Below are 16,127 nucleotides of genomic sequence, written 5' to 3'. Positions count from 1 at the left end.
AATGATAAAGCCTCACAAGATCCCGTTCGCAATATAGATTAGTTGGCATTAACTCATCGAAATAAATAGAACGTAATTGTCTTATTGAGCAATTTAGTAAAGCAGCAATGTCTTTTAGAGTATAGTTAGTTGACTCTAATAGATAATTAATGATGTTCTTACAGATTTGTAGCCTAAAGTTATTTTCCACAACGAATACTCCTTTTCAACTTATTCTGTAAATAGCTACAGAAAACGCCTAAGCATATTTTTTATCTAAATCGGTTTGTTTATTTGTTACTGTTCATTCAACTTATGTGTATAATAAACGCTAGGTAAACAATACACACAAATATAAACGATAACGTTTATAATAAACAATTATGTTTATTTTGCAAGGTTTTTATATGGATATAAAATTAAAAATAGGGTTAAGAATTAAAGAGTCGCGAAAAAACAAAAAATTCACTGCAGTGCAGTTGGCTGAAGTCACTGGTTTTTCAGCGCAACGAATTAGTAATTGGGAACGAGGAACAAGAACGCCCAGGTTTAAAGATGCAGAAATACTCGGTAGTGCATTGGGTGTTTCTCCAACATGGTTATTATTTTTAGATATTGACCACAAACCTATGAAGGATCATCCCTTCCAAACGATCCCTATAATCAATGCCTCATCTAAAATTGAAGGTTATCTCCCAATACCTTCATCAATTCAAGACAACATAACGCATGATGATTTTGCTTTTATTGTGCACGATAAAAGTATGTCTCCTATTTATAATGCAGGTGACCTAGTTACTTTCTGTAAAGAAAAACAGAACCACTGCGATTTAGTACTGATTCATATTAACGCTACAGAAGAGAACTTATTTAGAAAAATAAGCTCAGAAGACAATACGTTTATATGCTCACCTATCAATCCGGACTGGCCACAAATTCGATTTGAATCAGCATCAATGTTTCAAATAATAGGTTGGGTAAAGAATGGGGCTAAAGTATTTTATTAATTAATGAATAAAGAATTTCCTATCTTTACAATCATTAAGATCTCATCATTTGAAAACCCCTTTTTCAGAACAAGCTTATTTAAAGATATCCCAAATATATCGGATAATGTAACAAGATTGTGTTCTGTACTGCTTAAGATTGTATCAATAACCTGAGTCGCAATACGCTCTCCATTAATAACCTGTTCACTTACAATCTTCATGATTAAAATCCTTATTACGACAACAACAACGTACTTTACTTATTTGACAAGCTTGATTTGATTAGAGCATAATATGTTTGTCATTTATATCACTAAAATCTTTGGCAAATACGCATTTTAATTCAAAATAAAAAGCAACTTAATTAACAAAAAGACTAATATGGAATTTTGTAGGAATTTTACTAGAGTTTGTTGGGATGAAATTAGAGAGGAAGTAAAACGCTCTAATCCTGAGTTTTTTTTCTTAGTTGATGAAATTGCGCCAGGAAAAGATTTCCCACTATATGTTTTTAACTTTGGATATGGTGATTTAATTGGTGATTCTGAAACCTTTTATATTCCGCACCAAGGAAAGCTTCAAACTCTTAATAATTTTTCATCTCAAGAACCAATTACTAAAGACCTCTTTTATGGATTTCACAGTTGTCCATTAGGTCTTGTATTAGATAAGTGCTTTGAATGGTACTTAAGAGGTGATTCAGAAAATGAAACGCATCCTGTTTACATAGATAAGAAAGGGGATTTTTTTAACATTGGACATGTAACCCAGATAAAACCACTTAAACGATACTTGCCTAATGGCATACTGTCTGTAAAAGCTGGGGCACAAACCACTCTTGTAACACAAAACATTGGATGCAAAAGAAGCCATAATCGTCTTATTCGATCTGGAATTGATTGCACCATCCCCAATTCATACCATGATCACAGTGAATTCTTTAAACGAATTTACCAATCTTGCCCTTCTGAAAGTAAGTGGCGGGCCTCCATCGTTTACTTTTCTGAAAAATGGATAGAAAACATTGTTAATAATCCTGAGTGGATCAATATTAATAAATATTTCTTTAAATATTATCTACATTATTATGCTTACACCTACTATGGAGACTATTATCAACATATTTTTAGGGTTGCTTTTGATAAATCAAATTTAGAACGAGATTTTTTTATTCAAGATACCGCTAAATATATCTTTGAAATTCTCATAGGTGAAAAATATGGATTTTCGTTTACCAATACCGATGAGTTCTTGCCTGCATCATGGATAGCCTACGTTTTAAAAGACATTTATAAGCTAAAAACAGACCCCTCTATATTAATACCTAAAAAACATGTTGAAAAAAATCCGGTATATTTTTCCCTTCAACATCCTATTTTTAGACCATACCAAGGGTTGTCTAGAAAAAGAGCAACTCTAATTTCTGAGCTTGAAAATATAAAAATCGTTACAAATAAATATAAAGAATTATTTTCTTCTAGTCATGAAGAATGGGCTGATACAATTCTTGAAGAAAAGGCCAAAAAAGCTCAATTTCTTTATTACCATGGATTTGAGAATAAAAAAAATTGGCTTTCGGACATTGATAATTTATTCCAAAATGACTCTGGAGTGCATCATTTAAGTAATGACACTTTTTGTCAAGATGCGCCTTTTTTTAAAGGATGCATCTCAATAAACAGCTTCTAATCGCTGTGCTCTTTTAGAATTAAATACTAAGAAGGCACTCATGAAACACAGCAAAGAAGATATTGTCCAAGCACTTTGGGCATTGAAATAATACATTGCTACTCCTGATATGAGAGGGCCAATCATCATGCCTAATGCATATGCGCTGCGCCACGCCCCAATACCTAGGCCACTGTGGTTAGAGCTTCCATATTGATGACATAATGCAACGGAGTACGCCATAAACAACATTTCACCAAGAGTAAATACTAAAAGCGAACAAAACATTCCTAGTATTGTAGAAGACAGGCCCATAGCAAACGTTGACACCCCTAATAAAATACAGCCGATACAAGCAACTATATGTTTATTGAATCGCTCAATCCTTTTTGATAATTTTACTTGAAATAATGCGATTAAAATGGGATCAGTTGCGAAAAAAAATCCAATGATTAAAGAATTTCCTATTGTTTCGTTTAAGTGAATGCCTAGTACTGTTTTTTGTATCCCATAAGTTAAACCGATGCAAAATACTGAAAATAACATTGGAATAAGCGAGCTATAGACTGTCTCAATTTCTTCTTTATCACTGGGTTTTGCAGCCACATCCTGATTACTGATTTCTAATTTTAGAAAAATAACTATTGAAAACAATATCAAAGTAACGCCGACCAAAGTCATTGCTAATTTAAAATGATTTTGCGCTAAAAGCATTATCAAAACCATTGCCACAATACCACCAGTATTTTCCAGTGCATTTTTATAGGATTGGGCAATCGTTAAACTGTGATTGGTATTTTTTGAAATCTGCAAGAAAGATGAGTTACTGCAAGTGATGAACAAGTTGATCCCAAATCCCATTAACAATACAAAGACAACAGATAAATGAAAAGAACTTACTTTTGCTAGAATAACAAATGCAACGCCCATGAGTAAGAAACTTGCCCCAATTATACCCTTTGCTTGTGCTTTTCCCGTAACGTATCCACCACATATACTGCCCAAAATAGCTCCAATCCCCATTGAAAAGCCTAAGAAGCCTATATTTAATTTATTAAAATTGGTGCTTACACTAAAAAAATACGCAATATGGTAAGATAGGCCGCCTCCAATAGCCTCTATAAAAGAAAGAGCCAATAATAATTTACAAGTGACTGGTAAATCACTAAAAGAGAACCCTACTTTAGAAGAGCTGACTGTTGAGCTCATTGTAATCCCTCACATTAAATAAAAATTAGATACATCCACTAAACTATGCCACTTGATTTAATAACCTTAATGCATCAGAACTCGGCATTCGTTGTATTTTATCGGGAGGAATATACAAAGTAGACAGTGTTGTTAACTCTTGCCTATCAAGTTGCTCTAAATCAAATTCAGATATCTTTGGATGAGTACCAGGATAAAGAGCAGCTTCGTAAATAACCGCTTTTTTTTCTTTTTTATAGAGTTCGATTAATTTTTTTTTAATAAAATTAAGAGCCTCAAAATTGATTTTATTTGTTGGTAAACCCAGATTTCCAACCATACCAATCTGGTAAATTACTACATGAGAAGAAGGATCTACTACTTTATCATATAGAAGATATTCCGTAGCATCAAAGGATTGGATACCTCCAGATGCGGGATCAAACCTAAGATCGGCATATAAACAATCTTGAGTTGAAATACCAGGGCACACCACTGTTTTAATGCTATCACCAAGCATAGACAAAGCGAGCAAGCCAGGAGTAGCAAACACACATGGATGACCATATATAACAACACATAATGATCGTACATCTTCTATCGCGCTATGAATATATTGTGCAATATTATTATAAGCACTTTCTCTTGATTTAGAGTTAAAGTATATTTCATCCAGTGACTCTGATGATTTCGCTAATTTACGAATATAGCGCTCTAGCAAGGGTTCATTAACTAAGTAGATTACCTTATCACAAGTAGAAATATATCCTTTTGCTTCTTCTGTAATATGAGCTATTGTTTTAATTCCAGTACCAACTAACGCTACAACTTTCACTTAAATCCTTATTTGGTCACCGGAAAAACATGGCTCATATCCGGATACGGGATCACATGGCTCATATCCGAAAAATTCTTTTTATCAGTGATTAACTCCCTGATCTTATGTGTATCTGAGTTTTTATATGATTCAACCAAGCTTTTACTTAAAACCCAATCCTCTAAAACCACTGTATCAAGGAGTGGATTTTTCACCAATGCCTCAACTGCATCTAATAATTCCATAGTCCCTCCAAAATTTGGTAATCAAAATTTTGCACTATTTATTTTATAAAAATTTAAATCATTATCCTATCAAAAATCAACCATTATCAAGAAATCTTTTATTTCAAATAACATGTCAGTGCATACAATATCATTACGAATTGACTCACATTATTCCACAAATGTATGTTTTTTTGAACACAAATTATTTTGCGCTTGCCTCAATGTCTACGGTTTTTTTACTTCCTAAATTATTTAATGTTATCCTCTTCGATCATATGATAATAATCAATAAGGACTCTATTTGACGAGTTTACAGATAATATCCCATTTTTTTCCATTTTTTTGGCCGAAAAATAACTTTAAAAAAAAGTTTCGGGTCATATTTTCATTATTTTTGGTTTTCACAACACTCGCCTTAAATTTAATTGTACCCATTTTTTTTAAAGATATAGTAACTGCATTATCCGGTACGATAATGACATCGAACATGATGATTATCTCGCTGATCTGCTGTTATGGATTACTCTGGATGTTGGCAAGATGCAGTGAAAAAATTCGCGAGATGCTTTCTTTTGTAAACATAAGTACAACAATTGCGGATTATAGTACTCATGTCTTTGCACACCTTCATGCTTTAAATTACAAATTTCATCTGGATAAGGAAACCGGAAAAATAACCAGCGCTATCAGTCGCGCACAGCTTGCAATCGCGATGCTTATCTCGAACATATTGTTTCGGATTGTGCCTGTCTTTTTAGAAATTCTCTTCGCTTTTTTAATCATTTGGCACTTCTATGGCTTAAGCTATGGCCTCTATCTAATTATTATTTTGGGAATCTATCTTGTTTTTAATGGACTCACTCAAAAAAAATCCACAGTCCTGCAAAAAAATTGTAGCATTGCTGAATTAAATGTAAGTTCCGCAATTACCGACAGCCTACTCAACACAGAAACTGTAAAATACTACAACAGTCAAACCGTAGAACATAAAAAAATAGACCAATTTTTACAAGAAAGCGTTCATGCAAATACAGCATTATTTAGTGGAAACGGTACATTTTTGGTGATACAAACACTCATTATTGCGGGGGGTCTTGCCTTTTTGTCCTATAAAGTAGGGTACCAAATTTTAATTGGACAGTTAAAAATTGGTGACTTTGTCCTGATTAATGGCTATTTATTACAGTTATTTGAACCTTTAAGCGAAGCTAGTGTGCGTTGGCGAGATACCAAAAATGATTTATCCAAAATAGAATATTCAGCCTATTTATTAGATCAAACCGATGAAGTTGAACAAGACCATCCTGATGCAAAACCTTTATCCATTACCGGCCCGCATGTTCACTTTAAAAACGTCACTTTCGGTTACCAACCAGAACACCCCATTTTAAAAAATGTAAGCTTCGAAGTTCCACCCGCAAAGATGACAGCTATTGTGGGACCCAGCGGATCGGGTAAATCAACGATTGCACGATTATTGCTGGGATTATTTGAAGTCACTCAGGGACAAATACTCATAGATGACCAGGATATTACTGCTGTGAGCAAGCATTCATTACGCCAACAAATCGGAATTGTTCCACAAGAAGTTCTACTCTTCAACAATACGTTGAGGTTTAATCTCTGCTACGGTGCTCTAAATATCTCCGAGCGTGAAATCAATAACGTAATCCAACTGGCGCACTTGGAAGAGATGGTAAAAAACCTCCCCAAAGGAATTGAAACCAACATCGGTGAAGGGGGTTTTAAATTATCAGGAGGAGAACGCCAGAGGATTGGAATAGCAAGATGTTTATTACGCAACCCGAGTATTTTGTTATTTGATGAAGCAACCGCATCGCTCGACACGCAGACTGAAAAAAATATCCAGGAAAATATTGAGGAAGTTACAAAACATACCACCAGTATAGTCATTGCACATCGTTTGAGTACGATTATTCATGCTGACAACATTCTTGTTTTACAAGACGGAGAAATCGTAGAAGCTGGAACGCATCAAGAATTAATCGAGAAAAAGGGATTATATTACTCCATGTGGAATAGCCAGCAGCAAAAGAGTGCATCATGATGAATGAAAGTTTACCAAGCATTAAAGAAACTATCTACTATCTTTGGCCTTGCGTTTGGACAAAGAACAGCCTAAGAGGAAAAATTCACGTTGTCTTGGCTCTCTTATTTATATTGATTTCCATTGCACTAAATTTGTGTGTCCCCATTTTTTTAAAAGAAGCCATTAATGCACTCTCTGGACATGCCCTATTTTTAAACAGCACCCCTTTAGTCATCATTCTGACTTATGCATCGGTTTGGGGTGCATCCAAAGCTTGTATCACCCTCAGTCAAGTAATAGCTTTTCCTGTAGAATTAGAAGGGGCGAGAAAATTTTGTTTAGAACTTTTTGATCACGTACAAGCGCTTTCCACAAAATTTCATAGAGAACGTAAATCAGGCGAAATTCTTACAATCATAGAACGTTCACACTCGTCTGCTGTTGATCTTATTGGTCGACCTGTTGTGATGATATTGCCGGTTCTTATAGAAATAATTTTTGCTATGATTTTTTTGAGCTATTTTTATGATCTTTTTTTTGGATTGGTTCTATTGTTGATGCTGGTTTCTTATATCTTGCTAAGCTATTACACCGCTCAATGGATTGTAAAATGCAGAATGAAGCAAAACAATGAAGATGCATCTGCAAACGCCTATCTGGTGGAAAGCCTGTTGCATGCGGATACCGTGAAATATTTTAATACCCAACAGGATGAAATCAATACAGCTGCTCAAAAATTACAAGAAAAGGCCTGTGCAGATACTCGAGCATTAAATGCCGATGCAAAAATTCATCTTATGCAAAATGTCATTGTCGGTATGTGTGTTATTATTATGCTCTTACTTGCTGGCAGCCGAGTCATTGCAGGGAGCATGAATGTCGGAGATTTTGTACTGGTCCATGGCTATTTATTCATGTTCATGCTGCCATTATCCATGCTAGGCTATCGAATTCGTGTTACCCGAGATGATTTAGCTCGTTTTCAAACCGCGATTCAGTTGCTGAAAATTCCTATCGATATTCAAGACCAACCCAATGCCAGAATACTTAAGTACAAAGAAGGAAAAATCCAATTTGATCACGTCCATTTTACTTATAATGAACATCGAAAAATTCTTGATGACGTTAGCTTTATAGTTGAACCCGGTACCACTACTGCAATCGTTGGATCCTCAGGATCCGGCAAATCCACTCTCGCAAGATTAATCTTTCGGCTTTACGATTTGAATTCGGGGAGTATTCAGATTGATGGGCAAAATATTAGCAATATCCAACATGCATCACTCAGAGCAATACTCGGTATTGTTCCTCAGGAAACTGCTTTATTCAATGATACCTTAAGAAATAACCTGATATATGGAAATCCGCATGTCACTCATGATGAATTGGCGGATGCAATACAAGCAGTACATCTTGACAGGTTCGTGGCAAAACTGCCTGATGGGTTAGAAACCAGAGTTGGTGAGCGCGGATTAAAATTGTCTGGTGGCGAAAAACAGCGAGTGGCCATCGCTAGAATGCTGCTTAAAAAACCTAAAATTTTTATTTTTGATGAAGCAACATCTTCACTGGATATGAAAACAGAGAAAGACATTCAGACCTGTCTCAAACAGATATCGATCAACACAACAACACTTATTATTGCACATAGACTTTCTACAGTAACGCATGCAGATAATATTCTGGTACTCGCTAAAGGTGTGATTATTGAGCAAGGTACCCACAATGAACTACTAAATCAAAATGGTGCCTATGCTCAATTGTGGAAAGCTCAAAGTCAAAATAAAATTGACACAGGGTCTATTAATGGCTTTGTTCCTTAGCTCATTATCCTCCGAAAAATACCTCTATATTTTGAGGAGGATAATGCTTGGTTATGCTGTGACACCAATGGAGGCGGCATTATGAATATAAAAAAAAACGACACATCAACCACTCCCCCTATTTTATATGGTACAGCATGGAAAGAAGATGACACAAAACGTTTGGTGCTCCAGGCACTCAACTCAGGATTTCGAGGGATTGATACTGCCAATCAACGTAGGCATTATTTTGAAGAAGCCGTGGGTGATGCAATTGATCAATTTTTAACAACTAGTCAAAAAACACGCAGTGATTTATTTCTACAAACAAAATTTACCTCTGTACATGGCCAAGATCATAGAAAACCTTATGATGAATTTGATTCATTGACCAACCAGGTCAAGCAATCCTTTGCAAGCTCACTAGAACATTTACAGACAGACTACATTGACGCCTATATACTTCATGGCCCTTCACTATCTCATGGAATAATCGATGCAGATTTAGAAATTTGGCAGGCCATGGAAGAGCTGGTGTGTAGTAGAAAGGTACAGTTTCTCGGCATTTCTAACGTTAATATGGCACAAGTTGAAGAACTATATAGAAAAGTCTCTATAAAGCCGTCGTTTATACAAAATAGATGTTTCGCCATAACACAATGGGATCAAGACGTTAGGACATTTAGTCAAAAAAACAAGATTATCTATCAAGGATTTTCTTTGCTCACTGCGAATCAGCGGTATTTATTAAACCCTCACATGCAATCACTTGCTGTAAAATATGATAAAACCATCCCGCAAATTATATTTCGCTTTGCAAACCAAGTGGGGATATTGCCTTTAACCGGCACTACAAATCAACAACACATGGATAATGATTTAAACATATATGACTTTGAGCTTACACAAGAAGAAATTCAATATATAGAAAATATAGGATTATAAGTGAACCAATATGACCATTAAAATTGAAACACCAAGGATGCTTTTGCGTTTAATTAATGATGAGGACTTAGATCAAGTTGCTCAGCTTCATGCAGACCGAGAAGTTAGAAAATTCTTTCCTGATGGAACACAAGATCGCGAGCAGACTAAGCGAAGAATAAAACAGATTATGAACCTTTATGGAGATAAAGGATTGCCTGGTTTTGTTATATTCAATAAGGTGACTCATGAATTCATTGGACGATGTGGATTTGGGCCAATTGAAACAGGGGAAATTGAAGTTGGATACCTTATTGTAAGAAAATTTTGGGGTATGGGTTATGCATCTGAAGCACTAGAGGCACTTCTTGAATGGAGTAAAATAAATATCAATTCTGATTATATTATTGCTTTTGCGCCACTCAAACATAGTGCATCACATCGAGTAATGGAGAAGTGTGGTATGGAATATTATAAAGATGAACTTGGTCATGGTGTTGAGTGTAAATTTTATCGTTCCAAAAATAAATAATTTATAAAACAGGTCAATTAGCATGACAAAAATTACAACAGATGAAGCCGCGTTAAAATTAGCTGTACTTATTGATGCTGATAATGCTCGAGCAGTTATTATTGATGGTCTTTTAACTGAGATTGCTGGTTATGGAGATGCTATCGTAAGGAGAATTTATGGCGATTTCACCTTACCATCTAGCGCACAATGGAAAAAGGTATTGCATAAATACGCTATAAAACCAGTACAGCAGTTTGCTTTTACTTCTGGAAAAAATGCAACAGATAGTGCACTTATTATTGATGCTATGGATCTACTTTATACGCATCGTTTTGGTGGTTTTTGTATCGTGTCAAGTGATAGTGATTTTACAAGTCTTGCTAACCGTATTCGTGAAGAAGGGTTGCAAGTTTTTGGATTTGGAGAAAAAAAAACACCAGAGGCATTTCGTAATGCCTGCAATAAATTTATTTTCACTGAAGTACTACGCCCTGTAGCACCACCTGATCAATTAATTAGCCAGTCAAAAAAGAGAAAGCAGCCTGTTAAACAAGCAAAAGCTAATGAACCCTCAGCACAAGAATTTCCAAAAGAATTTATTCTAGAAGCATTAAATAACTCATACGATGATACTGGTTGGGCATACATAGGAACATTTGGTGGCTATTTAACTAAGTTAAAACCAGACTTTGATTCCAGGCTTTATGGTTTCAAAAAGCTGAGTGATTTGGTTAAGGGAAAACCGGAGATTTTTGAAACGGAAGAACGAGTCAATCCTGGATCGAACACAAAAGTTTTATATTTACGTGGTAGACAAGAATAACGTGGAAATAATTAATGAATCTATTAGAAAAAATTGCAGCATTAGAAAATGAAGCTACTGAATTTGGTTTTCAGTGGGAAACGACCGATCAGATTATGACTCAAATCCAAAGTGAGTGTATTGAAGTCGATGAGCATTTAAAAGCAGGAATTAATGATAACTCATCTGCTTTGCAGGAAGAAATAGGTGACCTATTGCATGCCGTGTTTTCACTGTGTGTATTTTGTAAATTAGATCCCAAAGATACACTACAACAAACCTTAGAAAAATTTGAGCGGCGGCTTCGCGCTGTCAAAATGATTGCTCATGAAAAGAAACTCATTAATTTGGAAGGACACACTTTTGATGAGTTGATGTCTATCTGGAAACAAGCAAAGAATAGAGTGGGTTAAACCGGGAGATCATGGTGTAAATTGATAGCTAAAATTTAGATTCGGCATTAAATCACAAACACGCAATTGATCCGCGCTTAATAAAAAATAGTCAGATTCACATAAAACTTGATCTGAGAATTAATGAACAAGACAACTCTAAAAAAGAAAACAGCACACCTTTCGCAACTGGTTGCAGTATGTGTAACTCATTGTATTTATTCAAGATAAAGTAATATTTGCAAGAATCTAATGCGAAATTCTAAATATTTGCTAATTAGCAATCAAAAACCAGTATGCAAATGTGCATCACTTTTAAATATTTTGTAAGTTGTATCTGATGCAGATCCGCATACTGGTACTCGTAACCAGTTGAAATATATAGCCTAATATGATCTAATTGTGATTAGGGGTGGCGTGCATGGATGCATCAGCCAGACAACCAACACAATCGCAAAAGAGGTTATATTATGGCTAGAATCACCGTGACCTTACCTGACAATCTTCATAAACAAATAATTAAAATAGCCGGTAAGGAGAATGATTCACTCTCTTATACGACAACACGGCTTGTTGAAATTGGACTGATGGTGATGAACAGTAAGTCTGATAATAAAGATGAGCAGAAGACTACAAACATTGAAGAGTATTGCCAAAAACTCATTATTCAAATTAATGGCATCATCAAAGAAATTGCCGTTGATAAATTTAATTTTGATGATGATAAAATCGTTCAAATAACTAAAGATACCTTAAACAAATTTAATAAATTAAAAGGTATTCAACAGGAATCACTATAGCCTTTATCTTGCCCTTAGACTTTTAACATATTCCTCATAATCCGTTGGTCCTAGGTTCAAATCCTAGTGGGCCCACCAACAAAATCAAGTAGTTACATGTAATTTGCCAAATTGAATACCTCTGAGGGGCACTGATGGGGCACTCAGAAATAACAAATCCCAACGCATAGCAACAAAAGATAGTGTTTTCAACAAATCATTAGCGCTCAATTTAATACATTTACCTTCCCCCTACTCATTAAAGAATTCTCCCAATTGTCCGATAGATTTAGTTACAGCTATTCCTTCAAGCTATTCAATATCATAAGGACGGGCATTGGAATGTATCTTGCAAAGCTTAGTATTAAAAATTTTCGTTCTATGTCCTCTTGCGAAATAAATTTTCGAATGGGTTTGAATATCATTGTAGGTGAAAATAATATCGGAAAAAGCACTGTAATAGATGCGTTACGTGCTCTATTACCCAGTATTGATCAGCAAAATCTAAATCTTACTGATCTAGATATCTGTACAGGCAATCCAGATAGTCCTATTGAGTTGGAATATATATTTGATGGACTAACCAGAGACGAAGAGGCTATTTTCATTGAAGCATTAATTCCATATGAAGAAAGATTTCAAGCACATTTCTTTGTGCGACTTTCACCGGGTAAATATGGAAGGCGTTTAATTTCCAAAAAATGGTGCGGAGCACATGAAAATCAAACTCTATCAAGCGAAATACTTGAAGAACTTGTTAGTGTATATCTTCCTCCTCTTCGAAATCCAACAGAAGGGTTAAAACCTGGCTACACAAGCCAGATTGCTAGACTCATTAAATGTTTTTCATCTAAAGATGATGAAGAAAGATTAATCAGCCTTGTAGAAAATGTTGATGAGGAACTAAAGGTACAACCCCCTGTTTCAAAAGCATCAGAAGCTATTAACCAAAAAATAAAGGATATAACCGGTGAGGATTTATATCGACAAATTGAATTGTCCTTCTCTGGAACAGAGTTTAATAAAATTCTTGGGCGACTTGCTCTTTTCATCGAGGGCATGGATGTTGAGCAAAATGGGCTTGGATATAATAATGTTATTTTTACAGCTGCGGTACTTGGCCAACTAACACGCGAACATAAAGCAACCTATCGAGCCCTTCTTATTGAAGAACCAGAAGCCCATCTCCACCCACAATTACAGGTTCTTTTATTGCAACATTTAAAAGAACAAGCAAACCCAATTAATGCACATAAATCTGATAATATAAATTCGGATGAACTACAGCCTGAATCTTTAGCTGTCCAAGTAATTGTTACATCTCATTCACCCATATTTGCTAGCCAAGCTCCGTTGGATAGTATTGTGAGCCTTTGTGGAATTGGAAAATGTTTTAGTATTGCGTCACTAAAAAATAATCAGTATAAGAAAAAATTAGAGCGCTATTTAGACGCAACTCGTGCTGAACTATTTTTTGCTAAAAAAATAATCATGGTTGAAGGAATTGCCGAGGCGATGCTTATATCTCTTTTTGCTAAAACCATGGATATTGAACTTAAAGAAAAATCGGTCTCAATAGTAAATGTGCAAGGGTTGAATTTTGATGCCTTCCTTTCTATTCTCTCCGAGAAAGGTATTCAAATACCATGCGCTGTTATTACAGACTCAGATCCGTCAAAAGATAACTATCCTACCGCTCAAGAGATAGTTATTTCTTCACCAACAGCAATAGCACTGAAAGCTAAAGAAACAGATTTAATAAAGGTTTTTTTGTCTCAGAAAACATTTGAGTATGATCTTGCACTTTACCCTGAAAATTTACCAGTACTCATAAAAGCTTTTAAAACCTGCCATCCTAGAGTTGGGGAGGATCTAGAGGCAAGATTACAGAGTGCTCCAAACAACTTGGAAAAAACTAAAATGTTTTTTTCTAGTTTTATACATTCGTGCAGATCAAAAGGCGAATTTGCGCAAGAGCTATCTAACTTACTGGAAGAAAATACAAGTTTTATTGTTCCAGATTATATTCTTAATGCAATAAATTTTATAACGGCTGAAAATATTATATCCCATTCGAGTGAAAATGATGGATTTTAATAATGTACTTTCAGGGGCAACCCTCGAACAACAAGATATTATTAAAAACGCATCAAGCTCTGCAGCGATTATATCTTGTCCCGGCAGTGGCAAAACATTTACGGTATCTCTACGAATGGCTGATCGTATTAGAAATTGGAAATCTCAATATTCAGGCATTGCTCTCCTATCACATACCAATATAGCCATTAAGAGCTTTGAAAAACAGTTCAAAGAATTAGGATATTCATCCTTGCCGCAATCTCCCCATTTCGTTGGTACTTTAGACGGGTTTATAACAAGATTTTTAATTTCTAATTTTGGCCATATCGTCATGGGATCTGAATGTCCGCCAACGTTAGTTAGTGGACACGAAAACTTTCTCAATAATCAGGATCAATTGAATGTATCTTTTCCAAAGAAACCTTACGGACATATCCCTATTAGTATAGCTAAGCTTAAAATAGGGATAAGTGAAGGAGACGCACCATTATTTTATTTTCACCAAAATGGTATTTCTTACCCTATAAATCAATCTCAAGCTCTACAAAAACTAATAATTTTGGGCAAACAAGGTTTATACACGCATGATCATGCGCGATATTGGGGTACCAAGGTCTTAGATGAGATCCCTAATCTAAGTAAGATTCTAGCTAGACGCTTCCCCGAGATCATTGTAGATGAGGCGCAAGATACTAATATATGGCAACAACGAATTTTATGTCACTTGGAGCAATTAGGCTCTAAGCTTATGTTGATAGGAGACCCAGACCAAGCTATTTTTAAATTTGATATTGGTAATGCCGATCATTTGAATCAGCACGCAAAACGGCATAACGTAGATAACAAGAAAATTTCTAAGAATATTCGATCAAATCAAGACATAGTTGCTGCAACCAAAATTTTTGGCAGTTCAGCTGATATGTTTTCCGAAAATGTATGTTCTGAAGCGTGGCAAGGAGTATTTTTAATTAAATATGATATAAATGAAGTTAACTCTGCCGTTCAAAAGTTTAATGAACACATAATTAGTTATAAATTAAACATAAATAATTGTGCAGTTGTAGCCAGATCTAGAGAAATGGTCAGAAAATTGCTTGGAGATAATAGTACTTATAAGGCTACGATTACTCATAGGTTTGCTAAAGCAGCCTTGCAAAGAGACTGTCATAAAGATTTACTCGGTGCTTATGAACAGTGTACAGAGCTTGTTTTATATTTGTGTAAAGCTAGTCAAAAGTGGAAAGAAATAGATAGGAATAACAGTCAAAGTGAATTCCGTAAGAAGTTCAGGAAAAAGTTATGGAATTTTGTAAAAGATCCTGAGAACGGCCTTCCCCACACCGCTTTAAAAGCTAAAAGTGAATGGCACCCTAAACTAAAAAATGCTCTTCAAATCCTATGTCAAGAATTGTCCTCCATTGAAGGATTCAATTGCCCTGAAAGACTGGGTAATTCTATAAACAATGCCGGTCTTACTGACGTCCCTATTTCCAATAATATAGTTCCAAGTAACCAGACTGGAATACATATAGACACTGTTCATGGGGTGAAGGGCGATACCTTTGACGCAATTCTTTATATAATGACAGAAAAACACTTAGCCCCTCTGTTAAATAAACTGAAAGGAAAGGATTACAACAGTGAACTTTTAAAAATTGGATATGTCGCTATGACCCGTCCTCGTCACCTACTCTGGCTAGCTATACCTGAAAAATCTTTTAGTAAACATCATCAAGTGCTTATTAATGCTGGCTTCAAACAGCTGCTAGATTAATAAACTAACCTCAAACTATTTTAAATTAACCGATCAATTATTTAACATAATCGTCTAATTTTTTTTTACTGCCACTATAGTGCTCCATATTGAATAAAGTAAAAATAAATACCCTATTTTTCATAATGTTACTTTATGTAATC

15 protein-coding genes are annotated in these 16,127 nt (G+C 35.2%); 11 read left to right on the top strand and 4 right to left on the bottom strand.

Annotation, left to right across the window (positions count from 1 at the left end; all coding sequences use genetic code 11):
• The first annotated feature begins 386 nt into the window (after positions 1–386).
• Positions 387–986, top strand: coding sequence for a helix-turn-helix domain-containing protein (locus tag OQJ26_RS05070; protein WP_015444252.1), 600 nt, complete (start codon positions 387–389; stop codon positions 984–986).
• Here OQJ26_RS05070 and OQJ26_RS05065 read toward each other — a convergent pair.
• A complete protein-coding gene (locus OQJ26_RS05065) occupies positions 983–1,189 on the bottom strand; it encodes a hypothetical protein (RefSeq protein ID WP_021436844.1) in 207 nt (68 codons plus the stop codon). The two genes, OQJ26_RS05070 and OQJ26_RS05065, sit on opposite strands and share 4 nt — an antisense overlap.
• Positions 1,190–1,349: 160 nt before the next feature.
• Here OQJ26_RS05065 and OQJ26_RS05060 point away from each other — a divergent pair, with 160 nt between their 5' ends.
• Entirely contained in the window at positions 1,350–2,657 is a 1,308-nt protein-coding gene (locus OQJ26_RS05060; protein WP_131775087.1) for a hypothetical protein, read from the top strand.
• On the opposite strand, the gene OQJ26_RS05055 is transcribed toward OQJ26_RS05060, so the two are convergent.
• Genes OQJ26_RS05055 through OQJ26_RS05045 form a run of 3 tightly spaced genes read right to left on the bottom strand, consistent with a single transcriptional unit; the run spans position 2,640 to position 4,886 of the window.
• The gene (locus tag OQJ26_RS05055) at positions 2,640–3,845 is read right to left on the bottom strand and encodes an MFS transporter (protein WP_131775088.1); all 1,206 of its coding nucleotides are present in this window, start codon (positions 3,843–3,845) and stop codon (positions 2,640–2,642) included. The two genes, OQJ26_RS05060 and OQJ26_RS05055, sit on opposite strands and share 18 nt — an antisense overlap.
• Before the next feature lie 43 nt (positions 3,846–3,888).
• Positions 3,889–4,659 (bottom strand): SAM-dependent methyltransferase, encoded by a 771-nt coding sequence (locus OQJ26_RS05050; RefSeq protein WP_052673936.1) that lies wholly within the window; start codon positions 4,657–4,659, stop codon positions 3,889–3,891.
• Between the two features lie 8 nt (positions 4,660–4,667).
• On the bottom strand, positions 4,668–4,886 hold the full coding sequence (locus OQJ26_RS05045) for a hypothetical protein (protein ID WP_058492587.1): 219 nt from the start codon (positions 4,884–4,886) through the stop codon (positions 4,668–4,670).
• Positions 4,887–5,169: 283 nt separating this feature from the next.
• Here OQJ26_RS05045 and OQJ26_RS05040 point away from each other — a divergent pair, with 283 nt between their 5' ends.
• The 9 genes from OQJ26_RS05040 to OQJ26_RS05000 all read left to right on the top strand — a co-directional run bounded on the left by OQJ26_RS05040 (position 5,170) and on the right by OQJ26_RS05000 (position 15,984).
• Complete coding sequence (locus OQJ26_RS05040; protein ID WP_131775089.1) at positions 5,170–6,936, top strand: ABCB family ABC transporter ATP-binding protein/permease; 1,767 nt, start codon at positions 5,170–5,172, stop codon at positions 6,934–6,936.
• Entirely contained in the window at positions 6,933–8,741 is a 1,809-nt protein-coding gene (locus OQJ26_RS05035) for an ABCB family ABC transporter ATP-binding protein/permease (RefSeq protein ID WP_131775090.1), read from the top strand. Before OQJ26_RS05040 ends, OQJ26_RS05035 begins: the two co-directional genes overlap by 4 nt.
• Positions 8,742–8,822: 81 nt before the next feature.
• Positions 8,823–9,665, top strand: a complete 843-nt coding sequence (locus tag OQJ26_RS05030; protein WP_131775091.1) for an aldo/keto reductase family protein — start codon at positions 8,823–8,825, stop codon at positions 9,663–9,665.
• A 10-nt stretch (positions 9,666–9,675) separates the two neighbouring features.
• Entirely contained in the window at positions 9,676–10,176 is a 501-nt protein-coding gene (locus OQJ26_RS05025; protein ID WP_131775092.1) for a GNAT family N-acetyltransferase, read from the top strand.
• Positions 10,177–10,198: 22 nt separating this feature from the next.
• On the top strand, positions 10,199–10,981 hold the full coding sequence (locus OQJ26_RS05020) for an NYN domain-containing protein (protein WP_010947780.1): 783 nt from the start codon (positions 10,199–10,201) through the stop codon (positions 10,979–10,981).
• A gap of 14 nt (positions 10,982–10,995) precedes the next feature.
• Positions 10,996–11,373 carry a MazG nucleotide pyrophosphohydrolase domain-containing protein gene (locus OQJ26_RS05015; RefSeq protein WP_045096113.1) on the top strand — a complete coding sequence of 126 codons (378 nt, stop codon included), beginning with the start codon at positions 10,996–10,998 and terminating at the stop codon, positions 11,371–11,373.
• A gap of 449 nt (positions 11,374–11,822) precedes the next feature.
• Positions 11,823–12,152, top strand: a complete 330-nt coding sequence (locus OQJ26_RS05010) for a hypothetical protein (protein ID WP_223499473.1) — start codon at positions 11,823–11,825, stop codon at positions 12,150–12,152.
• A gap of 321 nt (positions 12,153–12,473) precedes the next feature.
• Positions 12,474–14,228 carry an ATP-dependent nuclease gene (locus OQJ26_RS05005; RefSeq protein ID WP_131774921.1) on the top strand — a complete coding sequence of 585 codons (1,755 nt, stop codon included), beginning with the start codon at positions 12,474–12,476 and terminating at the stop codon, positions 14,226–14,228.
• Positions 14,215–15,984 carry a UvrD-helicase domain-containing protein gene (locus OQJ26_RS05000; RefSeq protein WP_131774922.1) on the top strand — a complete coding sequence of 590 codons (1,770 nt, stop codon included), beginning with the start codon at positions 14,215–14,217 and terminating at the stop codon, positions 15,982–15,984. Before OQJ26_RS05005 ends, OQJ26_RS05000 begins: the two co-directional genes overlap by 14 nt.
• Positions 15,985–16,127: the final 143 nt, after the last annotated feature.

This window comes from Legionella sheltonii (genome assembly GCF_026191355.1).
GTDB classification, from domain to species: Bacteria; Pseudomonadota; Gammaproteobacteria; order Legionellales; family Legionellaceae; genus Legionella; species Legionella sheltonii.
This window is presented reverse-complemented; position numbering and strand designations above follow the sequence as displayed.